The organism is Herbaspirillum sp. alder98, assembly GCF_020179755.1.
Lineage (GTDB): Bacteria > Pseudomonadota > Gammaproteobacteria > Burkholderiales > Burkholderiaceae_D > Herbaspirillum.
In genome coordinates this window covers 143968-160778 of record NZ_JAIUCY010000004.1, presented here as the reverse complement: position 1 = coordinate 160778, position 16811 = coordinate 143968, and the positions used below count along the sequence as shown (strand labels likewise).

13 protein-coding genes and 1 tRNA gene are annotated in these 16811 nt (G+C 63.3%); 12 read left to right on the top strand and 2 right to left on the bottom strand.

Going from position 1 to position 16811, the window contains the following annotated elements; translation table 11 throughout:
• Positions 1 to 165 precede the first annotated feature (165 nt).
• The 4 genes from LBW87_RS11275 to LBW87_RS11260 are packed head-to-tail and all read left to right on the top strand — an operon-like array spanning position 166 to position 5747.
• Positions 166 to 1986 (top strand): extracellular solute-binding protein, encoded by a 1821-nt coding sequence (locus LBW87_RS11275; RefSeq protein WP_225201561.1) that lies wholly within the window; start codon positions 166 to 168, stop codon positions 1984 to 1986.
• A 31-nt stretch (positions 1987 to 2017) separates the two neighbouring features.
• Positions 2018 to 3088, top strand: a complete 1071-nt coding sequence (locus LBW87_RS11270; RefSeq protein ID WP_225201560.1) for a microcin C ABC transporter permease YejB — start codon at positions 2018 to 2020, stop codon at positions 3086 to 3088.
• A complete protein-coding gene (locus tag LBW87_RS11265) occupies positions 3085 to 4146 on the top strand; it encodes an ABC transporter permease (RefSeq protein ID WP_225201559.1) in 1062 nt (353 codons plus the stop codon). The genes LBW87_RS11270 and LBW87_RS11265 overlap by 4 nt, the downstream gene beginning before the upstream one ends.
• A complete protein-coding gene (locus LBW87_RS11260; RefSeq protein ID WP_225201558.1) occupies positions 4143 to 5747 on the top strand; it encodes an ABC transporter ATP-binding protein in 1605 nt (534 codons plus the stop codon). The genes LBW87_RS11265 and LBW87_RS11260 overlap by 4 nt, the downstream gene beginning before the upstream one ends.
• A 151-nt stretch (positions 5748 to 5898) precedes the next feature.
• Here the strand turns inward: LBW87_RS11260 and LBW87_RS11255 are convergent, their stop codons facing one another.
• Positions 5899 to 7434, bottom strand: coding sequence for a transglycosylase SLT domain-containing protein (locus tag LBW87_RS11255; protein ID WP_225201557.1), 1536 nt, complete (start codon positions 7432 to 7434; stop codon positions 5899 to 5901).
• A 337-nt stretch (positions 7435 to 7771) separates the two neighbouring features.
• On the bottom strand, positions 7772 to 8593 hold the full coding sequence (gloB, locus tag LBW87_RS11250; protein WP_225201556.1) for a hydroxyacylglutathione hydrolase: 822 nt from the start codon (positions 8591 to 8593) through the stop codon (positions 7772 to 7774).
• A 12-nt stretch (positions 8594 to 8605) separates the two neighbouring features.
• Between gloB and LBW87_RS11245 the strand changes: the two genes are divergently transcribed.
• From LBW87_RS11245 to LBW87_RS11210, 8 genes are all read left to right on the top strand, one after another.
• Positions 8606 to 9385, top strand: a complete 780-nt coding sequence (locus tag LBW87_RS11245; RefSeq protein ID WP_225201555.1) for a class I SAM-dependent methyltransferase — start codon at positions 8606 to 8608, stop codon at positions 9383 to 9385.
• 46 nt (positions 9386 to 9431) lie between these two features.
• On the top strand, positions 9432 to 9866 hold the full coding sequence (gene rnhA, locus LBW87_RS11240) for a ribonuclease HI (protein WP_225201554.1): 435 nt from the start codon (positions 9432 to 9434) through the stop codon (positions 9864 to 9866).
• Between the two features lie 50 nt (positions 9867 to 9916).
• Entirely contained in the window at positions 9917 to 10657 is a 741-nt protein-coding gene (gene dnaQ / locus LBW87_RS11235) for a DNA polymerase III subunit epsilon (RefSeq protein WP_225201553.1), read from the top strand.
• 114 nt (positions 10658 to 10771) lie between these two features.
• Positions 10772 to 10846: transfer RNA gene (locus LBW87_RS11230), tRNA-Val, on the top strand.
• 215 nt (positions 10847 to 11061) lie between these two features.
• A complete protein-coding gene (locus LBW87_RS11225) occupies positions 11062 to 11589 on the top strand; it encodes a sigma-70 family RNA polymerase sigma factor (RefSeq protein ID WP_225201552.1) in 528 nt (175 codons plus the stop codon).
• Between the two features lie 2 nt (positions 11590 to 11591).
• Positions 11592 to 12584, top strand: coding sequence for a FecR domain-containing protein (locus tag LBW87_RS11220; RefSeq protein WP_225201551.1), 993 nt, complete (start codon positions 11592 to 11594; stop codon positions 12582 to 12584).
• 132 nt (positions 12585 to 12716) lie between these two features.
• Positions 12717 to 15161 carry a TonB-dependent receptor gene (locus LBW87_RS11215; RefSeq protein WP_225201550.1) on the top strand — a complete coding sequence of 815 codons (2445 nt, stop codon included), beginning with the start codon at positions 12717 to 12719 and terminating at the stop codon, positions 15159 to 15161.
• A gap of 140 nt (positions 15162 to 15301) precedes the next feature.
• Positions 15302 to 16708, top strand: coding sequence for a DHA2 family efflux MFS transporter permease subunit (locus LBW87_RS11210; RefSeq protein WP_225201549.1), 1407 nt, complete (start codon positions 15302 to 15304; stop codon positions 16706 to 16708).
• Positions 16709 to 16811 lie beyond the last annotated feature (103 nt).

Sequence of the window (16811 nt, the reverse complement as noted above, 5' to 3'; positions counted from 1 at the left end):
GCGGCGCACGCATCTCGATCATTGAAAATCGCATGAAGCCGGGCGCGGGCCTTGGGTACAATGCCTTCCGATACTTGCCATGCAACCCGCTGCCGGCACGAGACTTGCGTGCCGCCAGCCCGACACTGACATCACCGCCCACAAGAGCCGCCAACAATCGCCCGCATGGTCAAACCGTTTCCCCTCCTACGCCGCGCCCTGTGCTGCGCCAGCCTGCTTGTGGCCAGCCTGGCCGCGCATGCCGAGCACGCCTTTTCGTTGTACGACACGCCCAGGTACGGCCCCGGCTTTACCCATTTCGACTACGTCAATCCCGATGCGCCCCGGCGCGGCACGCTGTACCTGGCCAATCCGGACCGCCGCACCAGTTTCGACAAGTTCAATCCGTTCTCGCTCAAGGGCGTCTCCGCCGCCGGCGTGGCCGAACTGATGTTCGAGACGCTGACGGTGCAATCCTCGGATGAAGTCGCTACCGTCTATGGCCTGCTGGCCGACGATATCCGGCTGGCGCCGGACCGCATGTCGATCGACTTCCATCTCAATGCCCAGGCCCGCTTCAATAATGGCGACAAGGTCACCGCGGACGACGTCAAGTATTCGTTCGATACCCTGATGGCCAAGGGCGCGCCCGGGTTCAAGTCGATATTTGCCGATGTGAAGCGCTGCGTGGTGGTCGATGCGGCCACGGTGCGCTTCGAGTTCGCCAGCCAGAACCACGAGCTGCCGCTCATCGTCGGTAGCGTGCCGGTGTTCTCGAAGAAATGGGCGCAAGGCACGCCGTTCGACCAGATCCAGCTGACCGCACCGATTTCGAGCGGCCCTTACCTGATCGATAGCTACGATCTCGGACGCGCCATCACCTATCGCCGCAATCCCGACTATTGGGGCCGGCAAGTGCCGAGCCGGCGTGGCATGTACAACTTCGAGCGCATCGTCTATCGCTTCTATGCCGATGACGTGGCGCGCCTGCAGGCGTTCAAGGCTGGCGAATTCGACGTGGTGGTGGAATACAGCGCCAAGAACTGGGCCCGCAGTTATACCGGCCCGCAGTTTCGCGATGGCCGCATCATCAAGAAGGAGTTCAAGCACTCCAACGGCGCCGGCATGCAGGGCTTCGTGATGAACCTGCGGCGCGACCAATTCAAGGATGTGCGGGTGCGCCAGGCCATCGGGCTGGCGCTGGACTACGAATGGATGAACCGGCAGCTGTTCTACAGCCAGTACACCCGCATCTATTCGTTCTTCAACAACAGCCAGCTGGCCGCCACGGGCGTGCCGGAAGGCGATGAGCTGGCGCTGCTCAAGTCGATCCAGGCCCGTGGCGGCAAGATCGATCCGGCGGTATTCGGGCCGGCGCCGGTGCCGCCCAACACCAATCCACCAGGCTCGCTGCGCGAGAACCTGCGTAAAGCTCGTGCGCTGCTGGCCGAGGCTGGCTGGGTCTACAAGGATGGCGCGGTACGCAATGTCCAGGGCCAGCCGCTGTCGTTCGAGATCCTCGATGACCAGGGCGCGATGTCGCGCGTGGTCAGCGTGTTCGCCCGCAACCTGCGCACGCTCGGCATCGACGTCTCGCAGCGCACCGCCGACTACGCGCTGGTGGCCAAGCGCATGGAAGAGTTCGACTTCGACATGACCAGCATCCGTTTTCCCGATGTGAGCAGCCCCGGCAACGAGATGTTCGACATGTTCGGTTCCAAGGCGGCCGATGAGAAGGGCTCCAACAATGCATGGGGCCTGAAGGACCCGGTGGTCGACCAGCTGGTGCAGTCGCTGGTGGCGGCCGATTCGCGGGCGCGGCTGACGGCCGCCGCCCGCGCGCTGGACCGGGTGCTGCTGCACAAATACATCGTGGTGCCGCACTGGTACTCGTCGACCCATCGCATCGCCTATCAGAACCGCTTTGGCATTCCGGCCAAGGCGCCGCTGTATTACCAGGCCGATCCCTACGTGATCGCTACCTGGTGGGAAGAGAAGGCGCGATGAAAACACTCCCTGCGGCAAGCCTGGAACGAACATGAATATCTGGACTTATATATTGAAGCGGGTGCTGCTGATGGTGCCCACGCTGTTCGGCGTGATCGCCATCACCTTTGCGGTCATCCAGTTCGTGCCGGGCGGTCCGGTCGAGCAGGCCCTGATCGAGATGAAGGGACGCGGCGGCGCCGGTGAGGCCTCGGGCGGCGGCGTGGCCTCGGGCGCCGCCGGCTATCGCGGTCGCCAGGGCATCGACGAGGTGCGCGTGGCCGAGATCAAGAAGCTGTATGGCTTCGACAAGCCACCGGCCGAACGCTTCTGGAGCATGCTCAAGGGTTTCCTGACGTTCGACCTGGGCAAGAGCTTCTATCATCACGGCGATGTCTGGTCGCTGGTCAAGTCCAAGCTGCCGGTGTCGATCACGATCGGCTTGTGGACCTTCTTCCTGACCTATCTGATTTCGATCCCGCTGGGCATCGCCAAGGCGGTGCGCGAGGGCAGCCGCTTCGACGGTTTCACCAGCGCGCTGGTGCTGGTCGGGTATTCGATCCCCGGATTCGTGTTGGGGGTGTTCCTGCTGGTGGTGTTCGGCGGCGGCAGCTTCCTGCAGTGGTTCCCGCTGCGGGGGCTTACCTCGGATGACTGGCAGAGCCTGTCGCTGGTGGGCAAGGTAACCGACTACCTGTGGCATATCACGCTGCCGGTGACGGCCTCGGTGGCCGGCGCCTTTGCCGTCACCACCATGCTGACCAAGAATACCTTCCTCGAAGAGATCCGCAAGCAGTATGTGCTGACGGCGCGCGCCAAGGGCTTGTCCGAACACCGGGTGCTTTACAAGCACGTGTTTCGCAATGCGCTCATTCCGCTGGTGACCGGCTTTCCGGCCGCCTTCATCGGCGCCTTCTTTGCCGGCAGCCTGCTGATCGAGACGCTGTTCTCGCTCGATGGCCTGGGGCTGCTCTCTTACGAATCGGTGATCCGGCGCGACTATCCGGTCGTCATGGGAACGCTCTATCTCTTCACATTGATCGGCCTGGTGGTCAAGCTGCTGGGCGACCTCTGCTACGTCTGGGCCGATCCACGCGTGCAATTCGAAAGCCTGGACAAATGAGCGCAACACAGATTCCTCCCGCTTCTTCTTCGGCGCCATCGATCTCTCCCGGTCGCCGCATCTGGTTGCGCTTTCGCGCCAGCCGACGCGGCTACTGGAGCCTGGTGATCTTCAGCGTGCTGTTCGTCATCAGCCTGGGCGCCGAGCTGGTCTCCAACGACAAGCCGTTGGTGGCGCGCTATAACGGCCAGTTGATGTTTCCGCTGGTGCACGATTATTCGGACAAGAGCTTCGGCGGCGACTTCGATTCGCCCGCCGATTACCTCGATCCCTTCATTCGCCATCAATTCCAGAAGGACGGCAACTGGGCGATCTATCCACTCAATCACTACAGCTACGACACGCTCAATTACTTCGCCAAGGATCCCAACCCGGCCGCGCCGTCGGCCGAGAACTGGCTGGGCACCGACGATCGCGGGCGCGACGTGGTGGCGCGGCTGCTCTACGGGTTCCGGGTGTCGGTCCTGTTCGGACTGGCGCTGACGGCCATCGGCATCGTGCTCGGCATCGGGTTCGGCGCGCTGCAGGGTTACTTTGCCGGGCGCACCGACCTGTTCGCGCAACGCCTGCTTGAAATCTGGGGCTCGATGCCGGAGCTGTACCTGCTGATCATCTTCTCGTCGATCTTCCAGCCCAGCCTGGGTTTGCTGCTGATCCTGCTGTCGCTGTTCGGGTGGCTGGGCCTGTCGGACTATGTGCGGGCCGATTTCCTGCGCAACCGCAATCTCGAATACGTGCAGGCCGCGCGGGCTTTGGGCTTGCCCAATCGGCTGATCATCTGGCGCCATATCCTGCCCAACAGCCTGACCACGGTAGTGACCTTTCTGCCGTTTCGCATGAGCGGCGCGATCCTGGCGCTGACCAGCCTCGACTTCCTGGGCCTGGGCGTGCCGCCGTCCACCCCCAGCCTGGGCGAGTTGCTGGCGCAGGGCAAGAACAACCTCGACGCGTGGTGGATTGCGCTGTCGACTTTCCTGGTGCTGACGGTGATGCTGCTACTGCTCACCAACATAGGCGACGCCTTGCGTAACGCCCTCGACGTGCGGAGGAAGGCATGAGCCAGCAAGCGACGCAACATTTGCTTCAGGTCGACAACCTGGTGGTGCGGTTTGGCGGCAGCACAGTGGTGGACGACATCAGCTTTTCCATTGCCCCCGGCGAGAAATTCGCGCTGGTGGGCGAATCCGGTTCGGGCAAATCGGTCAGTGCGCTGGCGCTGCTCAAGCTGAACCAGGACGCCCAGTATGGCGGGCGCATCCTGCTCGATGGCCAGGATATCCTGCAGAAGAGCGAGCGCCAGATGCAGCAGGTGCGCGGCAAGGATGTGGCGATGATCTTCCAGGAGCCGATGACGGCCTTGAATCCGTTATTCACCATCGGTAACCAGATCGCCGAGGTGCTGATGCGCCACGAAGGCATCAATGCCCGCCAGGCCGCGTTGCGCACCGTCGAGTTGCTGGACAAGACCGGCATCCCGGAGCCGGCACGACGGGCGCGCGCCTATCCGCACGAGCTCTCGGGCGGACAGCGGCAGCGGGCGATGATCGCCATGGCGCTGGCGTGCAAGCCGCGCCTGCTGATCGCCGACGAGCCGACCACGGCGCTGGACGTGACCATCCAGGTGCAGATCCTTGAATTGCTGAATCAACTGCAACGCGATGACAACATGGCGGTGCTGATGATCTCGCACGACCTGAACCTGGTGCGCCATTTCGCCGACCGGGTCGGCGTGATGGAGAAGGGCAAGTTGCTCGAGAGCGCGGCCACCGCCGAACTGTTTGCCAATCCGCAGCAGCCCTATACCCGCAAGCTGCTGCAAAGCCGTCCGCAACGCAGCGTGGCCGAAGTCGCAGCCGATGCGCCGGTGGTGCTGCAGGCCGAGCAGTTGCGCTGCACCTATGCCATCAAGCAGGGCTGGTTCAGCAAGCGCCTGTTCCATGCAGTCGATGGCGTCGACCTGCAACTGCGGCGCGGCGAGACCCTCGGCATCGTAGGCGAATCAGGCTCGGGCAAGTCGACCCTGGGCATGGCGTTGCTGCGCCTGTCGGGGGCCAGGGTGGCCGGCGCGATCCGCTTCGAAGGCGCCTCCATCGCCGACAGCCGGAGCTCGGAGCTGCGGCCATTGCGGGCGCGCATGCAGGTGGTGTTCCAGGATCCCTATGCCTCGCTGTCGCCACGGCGCACCGTGTTGCAGATCGTCGGCGAAGGCCTGGCCCTGCACCACCAGGACCTGTCGCCAGAGCAGCAGCGCACGCGGGTGGTCGATGCGCTGGCCGAAGTCGGTCTGCCGGCGCATATGCTGGAGCGCTATCCGCACGAGTTCTCCGGCGGCCAGCGTCAGCGCATTGCGATTGCGCGGGCGCTGGTGCTGCAACCCGAACTGCTGTTGCTGGACGAGCCGACCTCGGCGCTCGATGTGACCGTCCAGCAGCAGGTGCTGCAGTTGCTGGCCGAATTGCAGCGCCGCCATGGCCTGGCCTATCTGTTCATCACGCATGACCTGGCGGTGGTGCGCGCCATGGCACATCAGGTGCTGGTGATGAAGGATGGCAAGGTGGTCGAGAGCGGCGAGACGGAAACCTTGATGGCGCAGCCGCGCCAGCCTTATACCCAGCGCTTGCTGGCGGCGGCTTCGTATGCGGCCGATGTGAGCGCATAGCCTCGCCGCCAATAAAAATGCCGTCCGGCGCAAACCGGACGGCATGACATGAAGCGGTACACAACAATATTGTTCTGATAGCGTTGGTGTGATGTTGCATGCAGCCAGGCTGCAGTCTCCTCCGGTATCTCCCGGATTTCTTCGTAATGACTTATTGCTTGCGGCCGCCGTTGCCGGCTGCCAGGGTGATCGGCTTGGCCGCTGCCACCTTGCGTGCCGGCGCGGCCACCTTGCGCACCGGGGCCTTGGCCGCAGCGACCTGGCGTCGTGCCGGGGCCGGTGCTGCGCGGTGCGTTGCCACCCGGGTGGGCGCGGCGCTGTGCACCACGTTCGGTACATTCAGCTGCAGGCTCTGGCCGGCGGCCAGCGTGTCGCGTTTGAGGCCGTTCCATTCGCGCAACTGGGCCACGCTGACGCGATAACGGCCGGCGATGCCTGCCAGGGTGTCACGCTTGCCGGCCTTGACGTAGATGCGGCGCGTCTCCGGCACATCCGGGGCGATCGCCAGGCGGGCATTGTCGGCGATCTCGGGCGTGAGGTCGGTATCGAGCGATGTGGTTTCTTCGGACTTCGGCACCAGGATGGTCGAACCGGCCTTCAACACCATGCGTGGCGGAATCTGGTTGACGCTGCGGATCACTTCCGGCGTGGTGCCGAACTTGCTGGCGATGGTTTCGATGCGCTCGCGGGCGCTGGAGACGGTGTGCGCGGTCCAGCTGGTGAAGGCCTGGGTCCACTTCGACATGTTCGACTTGAACTTCTCGGCATTGGTCTCGGGCAGCAGGATCTTGGTGTCTTCGCCGCCGATGATTACCGGACGGTTGAACTGCGGGTTGAGCGCCTTGAACTCGTCCAGTGACAGCTCGGCCAGTTGCGCCGCTACCTTGACGTCGATATTGCGTGTCTTGCCGATGGTGACGAAGTAAGGCTGGTTGTCGACCTTGGGCAGGGCGATCTCGAACGCGGCCGGATTGGCAATGATGTTCTTGACCGCCTGCAGCTTGGGCACGTAGTTGCGGGTCTCGTTGGGCATCTGCGCCGACAGCGTATTGAAGTCGATCGGCAGGCCCGCGGCCAGGTTGCGGTTGACCGCGCGCTGCACCGAGCCTTCGCCCCAGTTATAGGCAGCCAGCGCCAGTTGCCAGTCGCCGAACATGCCGTACAGCTTCTGCAGGTAGTTCAATGCCGCATCGGTCGAGGCCAGCACATCGCGGCGCTCGTCGGTAAACATGTTCTGCTTGAGGTTGTAGTCGCGACCGGTGGAGGGGATGAACTGCCACATGCCAGCCGCCTTGGCGGTCGACAGCGCCTCTGGATTGAAGGCCGATTCGATGAACGGCAGCAAGGCCAGTTCGGTCGGCATGCCGCGCTTTTCCAGCTCTTGCACTACGTGAAACAGGTAACGCGATGCGCGCACGGTGGTGCGCTGGATGTAGTCGGGGCGCGAGCTGTACCACTGGGTCTGGCTCTCGACCAGGTTGTTGTCCAGGTCGGGAATGCCGAAGCCCTTGCGGATCCGGGTCCAGATGTCGATGTCGTTCATCCCCGGCAGCGCATTGCCAGCCAGTTCGGGATTGATCGCATTGAAGGGAGCAGGGTAGATCGAGATGTCGTTGGCGTGGGAGAGCAGCGGGGTGCCAGCGCAGAGTAGTACGGCTATAGCGAGGGTCTTCAGTGTTCGCTGCATGTGGGCGATGTCCTGTGCCAGGGGCTAAAGAGTTGCAACAATTGCCATGCAGTCGCAGCCTGGCTCCATCGGAGGGCCGGCAAACTGCCGAGAAACAATGTCATCGGGTCAGACGCATAGGATGCGGCATCGAAACTGCTGAGGTCCTGCTGCACGAAACAGTGTCAGCAAGAGGCGAATTCTCACGTAAGAATAAGTAAAAAAACGCGCGCCAAAATGAGGAATTGAGCGAGTGTACGGAAGACCCTTTTCCGCAGTCAAGTAAAAAAATGCCCCTGTTACAAAGGAGTCTGTCGGATCTTCGTGCAATATGCCGCTTTTTTGTTGCAACGGAGGTCTACTTGTAGACATTCTTCCATTCGCGCAGCGCGGCGAAGATGCTAACTTCGTCCATGTTCGTCGAACGACCGCTCTCTTGCAGCGATGTTGCGATTTCGGCCTGGTCGCAGCGGAGGAAGGGATTGGTGGCGTGTTCCAGGGCGATGGTCGACGGCACCGTCGGCAGGTTGCGCTCGCGCTTGGCGCTGTCGGCGGCAATCCGCTGGTGCAGCGCTGCATTGCCGGGCTCGACTGCGGCGGCAAAGCGCAGGTTGGACAACGTATATTCGTGCGCGCAATAGACGGCGGTAGCAGGCGGCAGGCTGGACAGTTTGGCAAGCGACCGGTGCATCTGTGCCGGGGTGCCTTCGAAGATGCGGCCGCAGCCGCCCGCAAACAGGGTGTCGCCGCAAAAGAGCAGCTCGGCCGCTGGCGCGTGATAGGCGATATGGCCCAGCGTATGGCCTGGAACATCGATCACCTCCAGCGTGAGCGGCAACTGCGCCAGCGTGACCTGATCGCCTTCTGCCAGCGGGTGGGTCAGGCCGGCGATGTCTTCGCGCGCCGGGCCATAGACCGGAATGCCCGGGAAAGCGGCGGCCAGCGCCAGCACACCGCCGACATGGTCAGCATGATGATGAGTCAGTAGAATAGCGCCCAGCGTGAGGCGGTTCGCCGCCAGCGCGGCCAGGACCGGGGTGGCGTCGCCCGGGTCGACCACGGCGGCTTGCTGCCCGTCATGGATCAGCCACAAATAGTTGTCGTTGAAGGCCGGTACGGCCAGGACGGCCAATGCAGATTTCGGATCCCGGGTGGCTGGCGTGGCTGGCTGCTCGGTCATAGGCGTGATTGAATGATTGAAAATGCGCAAGCGCAGATTATAGACCTGGCCTCCTGGTTGCAGACTCCCACCGGGACTTACCTGCGCCAGTGGGAGCAGCAGCATCTCAATACCCTCACGGCTGACATCTTCGGTTTCAATGCGGTGCAGATCGGCTCGCCCCAGATTCATGCGTTGCAGGCCAACCGCATGCCCTATCGCTGGCTGACCGATAACGTGATGCCGGGCGAGAACCAGTCGCAACTTGAAATACCGCAGGTGCTGGTGCACGATTTCTGCGAGTTGCCCTTTGCGTCGCAGAGCCTGGACCTGGTGGTGTTGCCCCATGTGCTTGAATTTGCGGCCGAGCCGCACCAGGTATTGCGCGAGGTCGAGCGGGTGTTGATTCCCGAGGGGCAGTTGATCATCTGTGGCTTCAATCCCAGCAGCCTGTGGGGCTTGCGCCAGGCCGGCGGTCGTTTGACCGGCGCGCATTTCCTGCCGCGCGATGGCGAATTCATCCGCCTGCCCCGCCTCAAGGATTGGCTCAAGCTGCTCAACATGGAAGTCAACCGCGGCCATTTCGGCTGCTATGCGCCGCCCTGCGAAACCGAAAAATGGCTGGAACGCTTCGGCTTCATGGAAAAGGCCGGCGACCGCTGGTGGCCTTACTTCGGCGCCGTGTATATCGTGCAGGCGATCAAGCGCGTGCCCGGCATGCGCCTGGTCGGTCCGGCACTGAGCCGGCAGAAGGTCAAGGCGCCGCGCGGCGTGCCGGCCACCAACCGCATTCACAAGTCCGACGGCCGGTGATCGGGTATGATCGCGGCCTCGCATTGATGTATCAACAGGCAAGAGTATGGACAAGGTAGAAATTTATTCGGACGGCGCCTGCAAGGGCAACCCGGGGCTGGGCGGCTGGGGCGCATTGCTGGTGTTCAACGGCCAGGAGAAGGAAATCTTCGGCGGCGAGCGCAATACCACCAACAACCGCATGGAACTGATGGCGGTGATCCAGGCATTGACCGTGCTCAAGCGGCCCTGCGACGTGGTGGTGCACACCGACAGCCAGTACGTGCAAAAGGGCATCAGCGAATGGATCCATGGCTGGAAGGCGCGCGGCTGGAAGACCGCTGCCCGCGAACCGGTCAAGAATGCCGACCTGTGGCAGGCGCTCGACGCCGCCCAGGCCGAGCACAAGGTCGAATGGCGCTGGGTGCGCGGTCACAACGGCCACGCCGGCAACGAGCGCGCCGACCAGTTGGCCAATCGCGGCGTCGAGACCGCGCGCTGAGCCGGTCGCATCATCCCGTCAATCAGTTAGTCATCACCAGAGACAGCCCCATGCGTCAGATCGTCCTCGATACCGAAACCACCGGCCTGTCGCCACGCGCCGGTAACCGCATCCTCGAAATCGGTTGCGTCGAACTGCTCAATCGCCAGCTGTCCGGTCGCAATCTGCACTTCTACATCAATCCCGAGCGTGATTCGGAAGAGGGTGCGCTGGCGGTGCACGGCCTGACCACCGAGTTCCTGTCCGACAAGCCGACCTTCAAGCAGATCGCCGCCGAGTTCCTGGACTACGTGCGCGGGGCGCAGATCATCATCCACAACGCGCCGTTCGACGTCGGCTTCCTCGATGCCGAACTGGCCTTGCTGGGGCTGCCGAAGTTCAGCGAGCACGTCGACAGCGTGATCGATTCGCTGCAAATGGCCAAGGAGCAGCACCCCGGCCGCCGCAATTCGCTCGATGCGCTGTGCGACCGCTATGGCATCTCCAACGCGCACCGTACCCTGCACGGCGGCTTGCTGGATGCGGCGCTGCTGTCCGAGGTGTACCTGGCCATGACGCGTGGCCAGAACACGCTGACGATGGATCTCGGCGGCAGCGAAGACGATGCCGCCGGCGCGCTGGCGCTCGAAGCCACGCCGCTGGCCGACATCATCGTGCTGGCCGCCAGCGACGAAGAACTGGCCCTGCACGAAGGCGTACTGAACCAGTTGGACAAGGAAGTGCGGGGCGCCTGCGTGTGGCGTTTTGAACCGCCGCCACCGGAAGAGGCGACAAGCGCGGCACCTGCCTGACGCTTTGCGTGCGAACTATTTGAGGATTTTTTGAAGAGGACTTGCCCGCTCTGCAAAAATTATGTAATATCTTGCCTCTCGACGCATGAGCAGTAAGCGACGCAGAACAAAAATGGAAGGTTAGCTCAGGGGTAGAGCACTGCATTCACACTGCAGGGGTCGCAAGTTCGAAACTTGCACTTTCCACCAGGATTCGATAAAAAAGCCAGCCTTGCGCTGGCTTTTTTTCGTCCTGAAAAAAGCACTGATGGCTGGCGAACTGGTATATCGGGCCGATGCAGGTGGGTAATCCGAACGAGTCAATACTGCCCGAGCGCTAGCACGATTTGCCAACACCCCACAAAATCGGATATAAATGATAAGCATTATCAATATAACTCCGAGAATCCTTTCGTACCGCCGCCATGCCCGCCGCCGACTCACCCCTGCACCAAGACTTGCACGCGCTCTACAGCGATCATCATGGGTGGTTGTTCAAATGGCTGCGCTGGCGCCTGGGCAATGCCGCCGACGCCGCCGACCTGGCGCAAGATGCCTTCCTGCGGCTGATCGTCAAGCCTGAGCCGACCCGCTTCAATTCGCCGCTGCAGGCGCGTGCCTATCTGCGCACGATGGCGCAGGGACTGTGTACCGATCTATGGCGTCGGCGCGAGGTCGAACAGGCCTGGCTCGACGCGCTCGCGATGCAGCCCGAAGCACACGCCCCCTCCCTGGAGCACCAGGCCATCGTCATCGAAACCCTGATGCAAGTGGGCGCCATGATCGACCGCCTTCCTGAAAAAGCCCGCAAGGCCTTCGTGATGGCGCAGATCCAGGGCTTGCCCACCCCCGAGATCGCGACCGCGCTCGGGGTGTCGCAGCGCATGGTGCAAAAGTATCTGGCGCAGGCGATGCTGCAGCTGGCGCTGATCGACGCCGGCTTGAGCACTTGAACATGGCGCACCTGCACCCCGGGGAGGTCAAGGCGGACTTCGACAGCCTGGAGCAAGCCGCACACTGGTACGCTGCCCTCCATGGCGGTGATGAATCGCCCGAACAACGCGCAGCATGGTCCCGCTGGTTGCACGAAAAACCCGAACACCGCCGCGCCTGGAGCCACATCGAGGCCGTCAGCCTGCGCATGGCTCCGTTGCGCGCCGAGGGCGAGCGTGATGCGGCAGCGGTGGCCATCGAAGTGTCGGCCAAACGTCGTCACGGGCGCCGCCAGGCATTGCGCGGCCTGGCCGTTCTCGGCGCAGGCGGCCTGGCCGGGTGGCTGGCCTGGCGCACCACGCCCTTGCATGACGTGGTCATGGCCCTGAACGCAGATCACCGCACCGGCACCGGGCAATTGCACGACTTCACGCTGGCCGATGGCACGCGGGTCTGGCTCAACACCGGTAGCGCCGTCGATGTGGCGTTCGATCGGGAACATCGTCTGCTGAGGCTCAGGCGCGGTGAAATCCTGGTCGATACCGGCCATGAGGCACAACCCCGGCCCTTCTATGTCGACACCCGGTTCGGACGGCTGCAAGCACTGGGGACGCGTTTTACGGTGCGTCAGGACACGGACCATGTGCTGCTTGCGGTGTTCGATGGGCGGGTGCTGGTGCGTAATCTGGCAGGGCAGGAGGAAGTGGTGCCTGCAGGCAGCCAGCGGCGTTTCTCGGCCGATTCCGTCGGCCCCGAAGAGCCGGCTGAGCGCGCCCGCGAAGCCTGGACCAGGGGTGTCATTCTGGCCGAAGATATCCGCCTCGATGCGTTGCTGTCGGAAGTCCGGCGCTATCAGCTCGGGCACCTCGGTGTCGATCCACGCGTGGCCGACCTGCGCGTGGTGGGGCGCTATCCGGCCAATGATCTGCAGCAGACGCTGACCATGCTGGAACGCGATCTCCCGATCCGGGTGCAGCGTGTCCTGCCATGGTGGATTACGCTCGAACCACGATAGGCCATCACGCCTGAAAAAAATTCTCCGGATCGGTTCGCCTTTGGCGGGCTCGTTCGATTACCCAATCAAAGGAGCGCCGTCATTGCGATGCCGGCCTCCATGGGTCAATCAAACCAAGGGGGAAATCCAGTCATGCCGTCTCACCATTTCAACCGTCCGCCGTCGCGCAAGCATCTGGCGATCGTCATCCATCTGGCATTGGGCAGCCTGGTCACGCTCGGCGCGGTGATGCCGTCCACCGACGCTTATGCACAAGTGGCGGCCAGCGCGCCCGCCATGTATCGCTTCGATGTGCCGGCAGGGCCGCTGGCCGGGGCGCTGAATCGTCTGGCCGACCAGGCCAATGTGTTGCTGGGCGCGCCCGGCGCGCTGACCGGTGGCAAAGCCAGTCCGGGCGTGCAAGGCGCGCTTACGCTGGAGGCTGCGTTTCAGGCAGTGCTGGCCGGCAGCGGCTTGCAAGCGGTGCGCCAGGCCGACGGCAGTTGGTCGGTGCGCGAGGCTGCCAGCGGCGTCCAGGGCAACTTGCCGGCCGTCACGGTGTCCGGTGAGAAGACAGCAGCCACCGACCCCTATGCGGGCGGCCAGGTCACGCGCGGCAGTCGGCTGGGCGTGCTGGGATACAGGGACGCGATGGATACGCCCTTCAATACCTCCGGCTATACCGCCGAGCTGATCGAGAACCAGCAGGCGCGCAGCGTGGTCGATGTGTTGCAGAACGATCCCTCGGTGGTCATCGGCTGGCCGCGTGACAGCTATGTGGACCAGTTCAATGTGCGCGGCTTCAACGTCTTGGGCGAGGACTTCACTTACGATGGCCTGTTCGGCGTGTCACCGCCCGGCAAGGTGCCGGTCGAAATCGTCGAACGGGTCGAGATAGTGCGCGGGACCTCGGCGTTCCTGCGCGGTATCACGCCCATGGCCAGCATCGGCGGCGCCATCAACCTGGTTCCCAAGCGTGCCGCCGATACGCCATTGACCCGCCTCACGGCGACCTACGACGCCACCTCCAATATTGGCACCCACCTCGACCTCGGGCGTCGCTTCGGCGAGCGCAACCAGTTCGGCCTGCGCGTCAATGCCGTCTACCGCGATGGCAATACGGTGCGCAGCGGCAGCGCCAAGGAAATGGGGACGCTGGCCATCGGCACCGACTTCCGGGGCGACAAGGTACGCCTGTCGTTCGACGCCGGATTCGACACCCTGGATGTGAAGCGGGGCGAGTACTGGTACTTTCTCGACTCCAACAGCTTCGCCATTCCGGCGGCGCCGGACACCCGCAGGAACACGTCGCAGCAATGGAACCGCGTTCGCACCGATACCACCTATGCCATGGGGCGGGCGGAGTTCGACCTGGCGCCGCAGAGCACTGTATGGGTGGCCGCCGGTGGCCAGAACAACAAGCTGAAGGCGCATTTGCCGGAGCCGATCATCACCAGCGCGGCCGGCGACTTTACCGAATATTTCCAGTATCGCGCCCAGCAGCGCCGGTCGATCACCGGCGAGGCCGGCCTGCGCACGCAATTCGATACCGGTTCGGTGCGTCATACGATGAGCCTGTCGGCCACCGCCTTGCAGCAGAAGGTGTATGGCGACCGGGTGTTCTCGGGAACGGTGGACTCCAATCTCAATAACCCGGTGTATGTGGCCCAGCCCGACTTCTTTGCCAATCCAACCACCGCGCAATACCTGAACAACCTGCCATTGCAGTCGAAGAGCAACTTGAACAGCGTGGCGCTGGCCGACGACATTTCGCTGTTCGATGGCCGCCTGCTGGTCATGGGCGGGGTGCGCCACCAGAGCGTGGATGTGAAGAATTTCTTCCGTGGTCGCCAGCTCTCGGCCTATGACAAGAGCGCCGTGACGGCCGGCGCCGGCGTGCTGTTCAAGGCGATGGACAACCTCTCGCTCTACGCCAGCTATATGGAGGCACTGAACCAGGGGCCGGTGGCGCCCACCGGCACCAGCAATGAAGGCACCATCTTTGCGCCATACAAGAGTCGCCAATACGAGTTGGGGGTGAAGTACGAACTGGGCCAGCGCCTGATGGCTACCGTAAGCGCGTTCCAGATCGCCAGGCCCAACGGCCAGACCAACCTGCAGACGCTCGAGTACAGCCTTGACGGCGAGCAACGCAACCGTGGCCTGGAAATCGGCATGTCGGGTGAGGTGGTGCGAGGCGTTCGCCTGCTGGGCGGCGCCATGCTGCTCGATGCGCGCCTGACCCATACCGAGGGCGGTCTCAACGAAGGCAAGCGCGCCACGGGCGCACCACGCTATAACATGCGCATCGGCGGCGAATGGGATATCAATGATGCGCCCGGCCTGACGCTGACTTCCCGCGTCAATCACGCCGCCATGCAGTATGTCGATAGCGCCAACCTGCAGAGCATTCCGGCGTGGACCACGGTCGATCTCGGCGGGCGTTACAACTTCAGGCTCAAGACCGGCCAGGCCGTGACCTTGCGTGCTGACATTCGTAATCTGTTCGACAAGGCGTACTGGGCTTCTTCGATCGGTACCTGGTTGAATTCGGGCGCCGGTCGCACGCTGACGTTGTCGGCCGCGATCGACTTTTAAGCGGGGACCGCAGGCTGCATCCTGAACGATGGCGGCAAACGATCTAGAATAGCGGGCATCGCTTCGTCAGAAAGCAGACAACGTCAAGGGGACACGGAAGCGCGCTTCCGTGTCCCCTGATTTTTTTCGCGCCCAATTCCATGCCATCCCCATCGCCCGACTCCGTCACATCCTCCGATCCCGACCGCAGGCAACTCTCGCAGCGCGCGCTGTTGTGGATCGTGGCGTCCGGTTTCTTCATGCAGACGCTCGACACCACCATCGTCAATACGGCATTGCCGGCCATGGCGGGCAGCCTGGGCGAGCCGGTGCTGGCGATGCACCCGGTGGTGGTGGCCTATACCCTGACCATGGCTTCGCTGACCCCCGCCTCGGGCTGGCTGGCCGATCGTTTCGGCACCCGCCGCATGTACTTCGCCACCATCCTGGTGTTCGTGATCGGCTCCATCCTGTGCGCGACCGCCACCACCTTGCCGCAATTGCTGGCCGCGCGCGTGGTGCAGGGCATCGGCGGCTCGATGCTGTTGCCGGTGGGACGCCTGGCGGTGTTGCGCAGCGTGCCCGGTGCGCAATACATCGCGGCGCTGGCGTCGATCTCGATTGCCGGCCAGCTCGGGCCGGTGGTGGGCCCGGTGCTGGGCGGCTGGCTGGTGCAAAGCCTGTCATGGCACTGGATCTTCCTGATCAATGTGCCGATCGGCACCCTCGGCATGATCGCCGTGTTGCGCTACCTGCCCGATGATTCGTTGCCGGCCGCGCCGCGCTTCGATGTCCGGGGCTGCGCCTTGCTCTCGGGCTGCATGGTGGCTTTTTCGCTGGCGCTGGATGTGCCGTTCGATCAGCACCGGCTGGCCTGGAGCGCAGCGTTGATGACGATCGCGACCGTGGCGGTGTGGTGCTATGTCCGGCATGCCCGCCGCGACGCCAATCCCCTGTTCAGGCTGGGCCTGTTCGGCGAGCCCAACTTCAGCATCGGGCTGGTCGGCAACCTGGTCTGCCGCATCGGTTCCTCGGCGGTGCCGTTCCTGCTGCCGTTGCTGTTGCAGGTGCGATTGGGTTATACGCCATTGCAGTCGGGTCTGGTGCTGCTGCCGGCGGCCATTGCCGGCACTATCGCCAAGCCCTGGATTGCGCCACTGGTCAAACGCTATGGCTACGATAACTTTCTGCTGGTCAACACAGCCGTGGTGGGCTTGGCGATCGTCTCGTTTGCGCTGATCACCCCGGGCTGGCCGCTGGCGCTGGGCATCGCCCAACTGGCCATATTCGGCGCTGCCAACTCGATGCAGTTCGCGGCGATGAACAGCGTCACCCTCAAAGGCCTTGGCCGGGCCGATGCCGGCAGCGGCAACAGCCTGTTTTCGATGGTGCAGATGCTGGCCATCGGCCTGGGTGTGACCATCGGCGGCGCAATGGTCAACCAGTTCAAGGATGCCTCGGGTGCGGCCACCAGCCTGTCGTTCCAGATCACGTTCGTGATCGTGGGGCTCATCACGCTGGCGTCGGCGTGGGTATTTCGCCGTATGGATGCCCGCTATTTCACCTGAGTCCCGGGGCAGCGCTGACAAAACGCTGACTGCCATAAAAATGGAACATAATTCCCGGCGTGCGGCGCATGCCAGGAATCCCCTGATTGGCATCGGCGCCGCG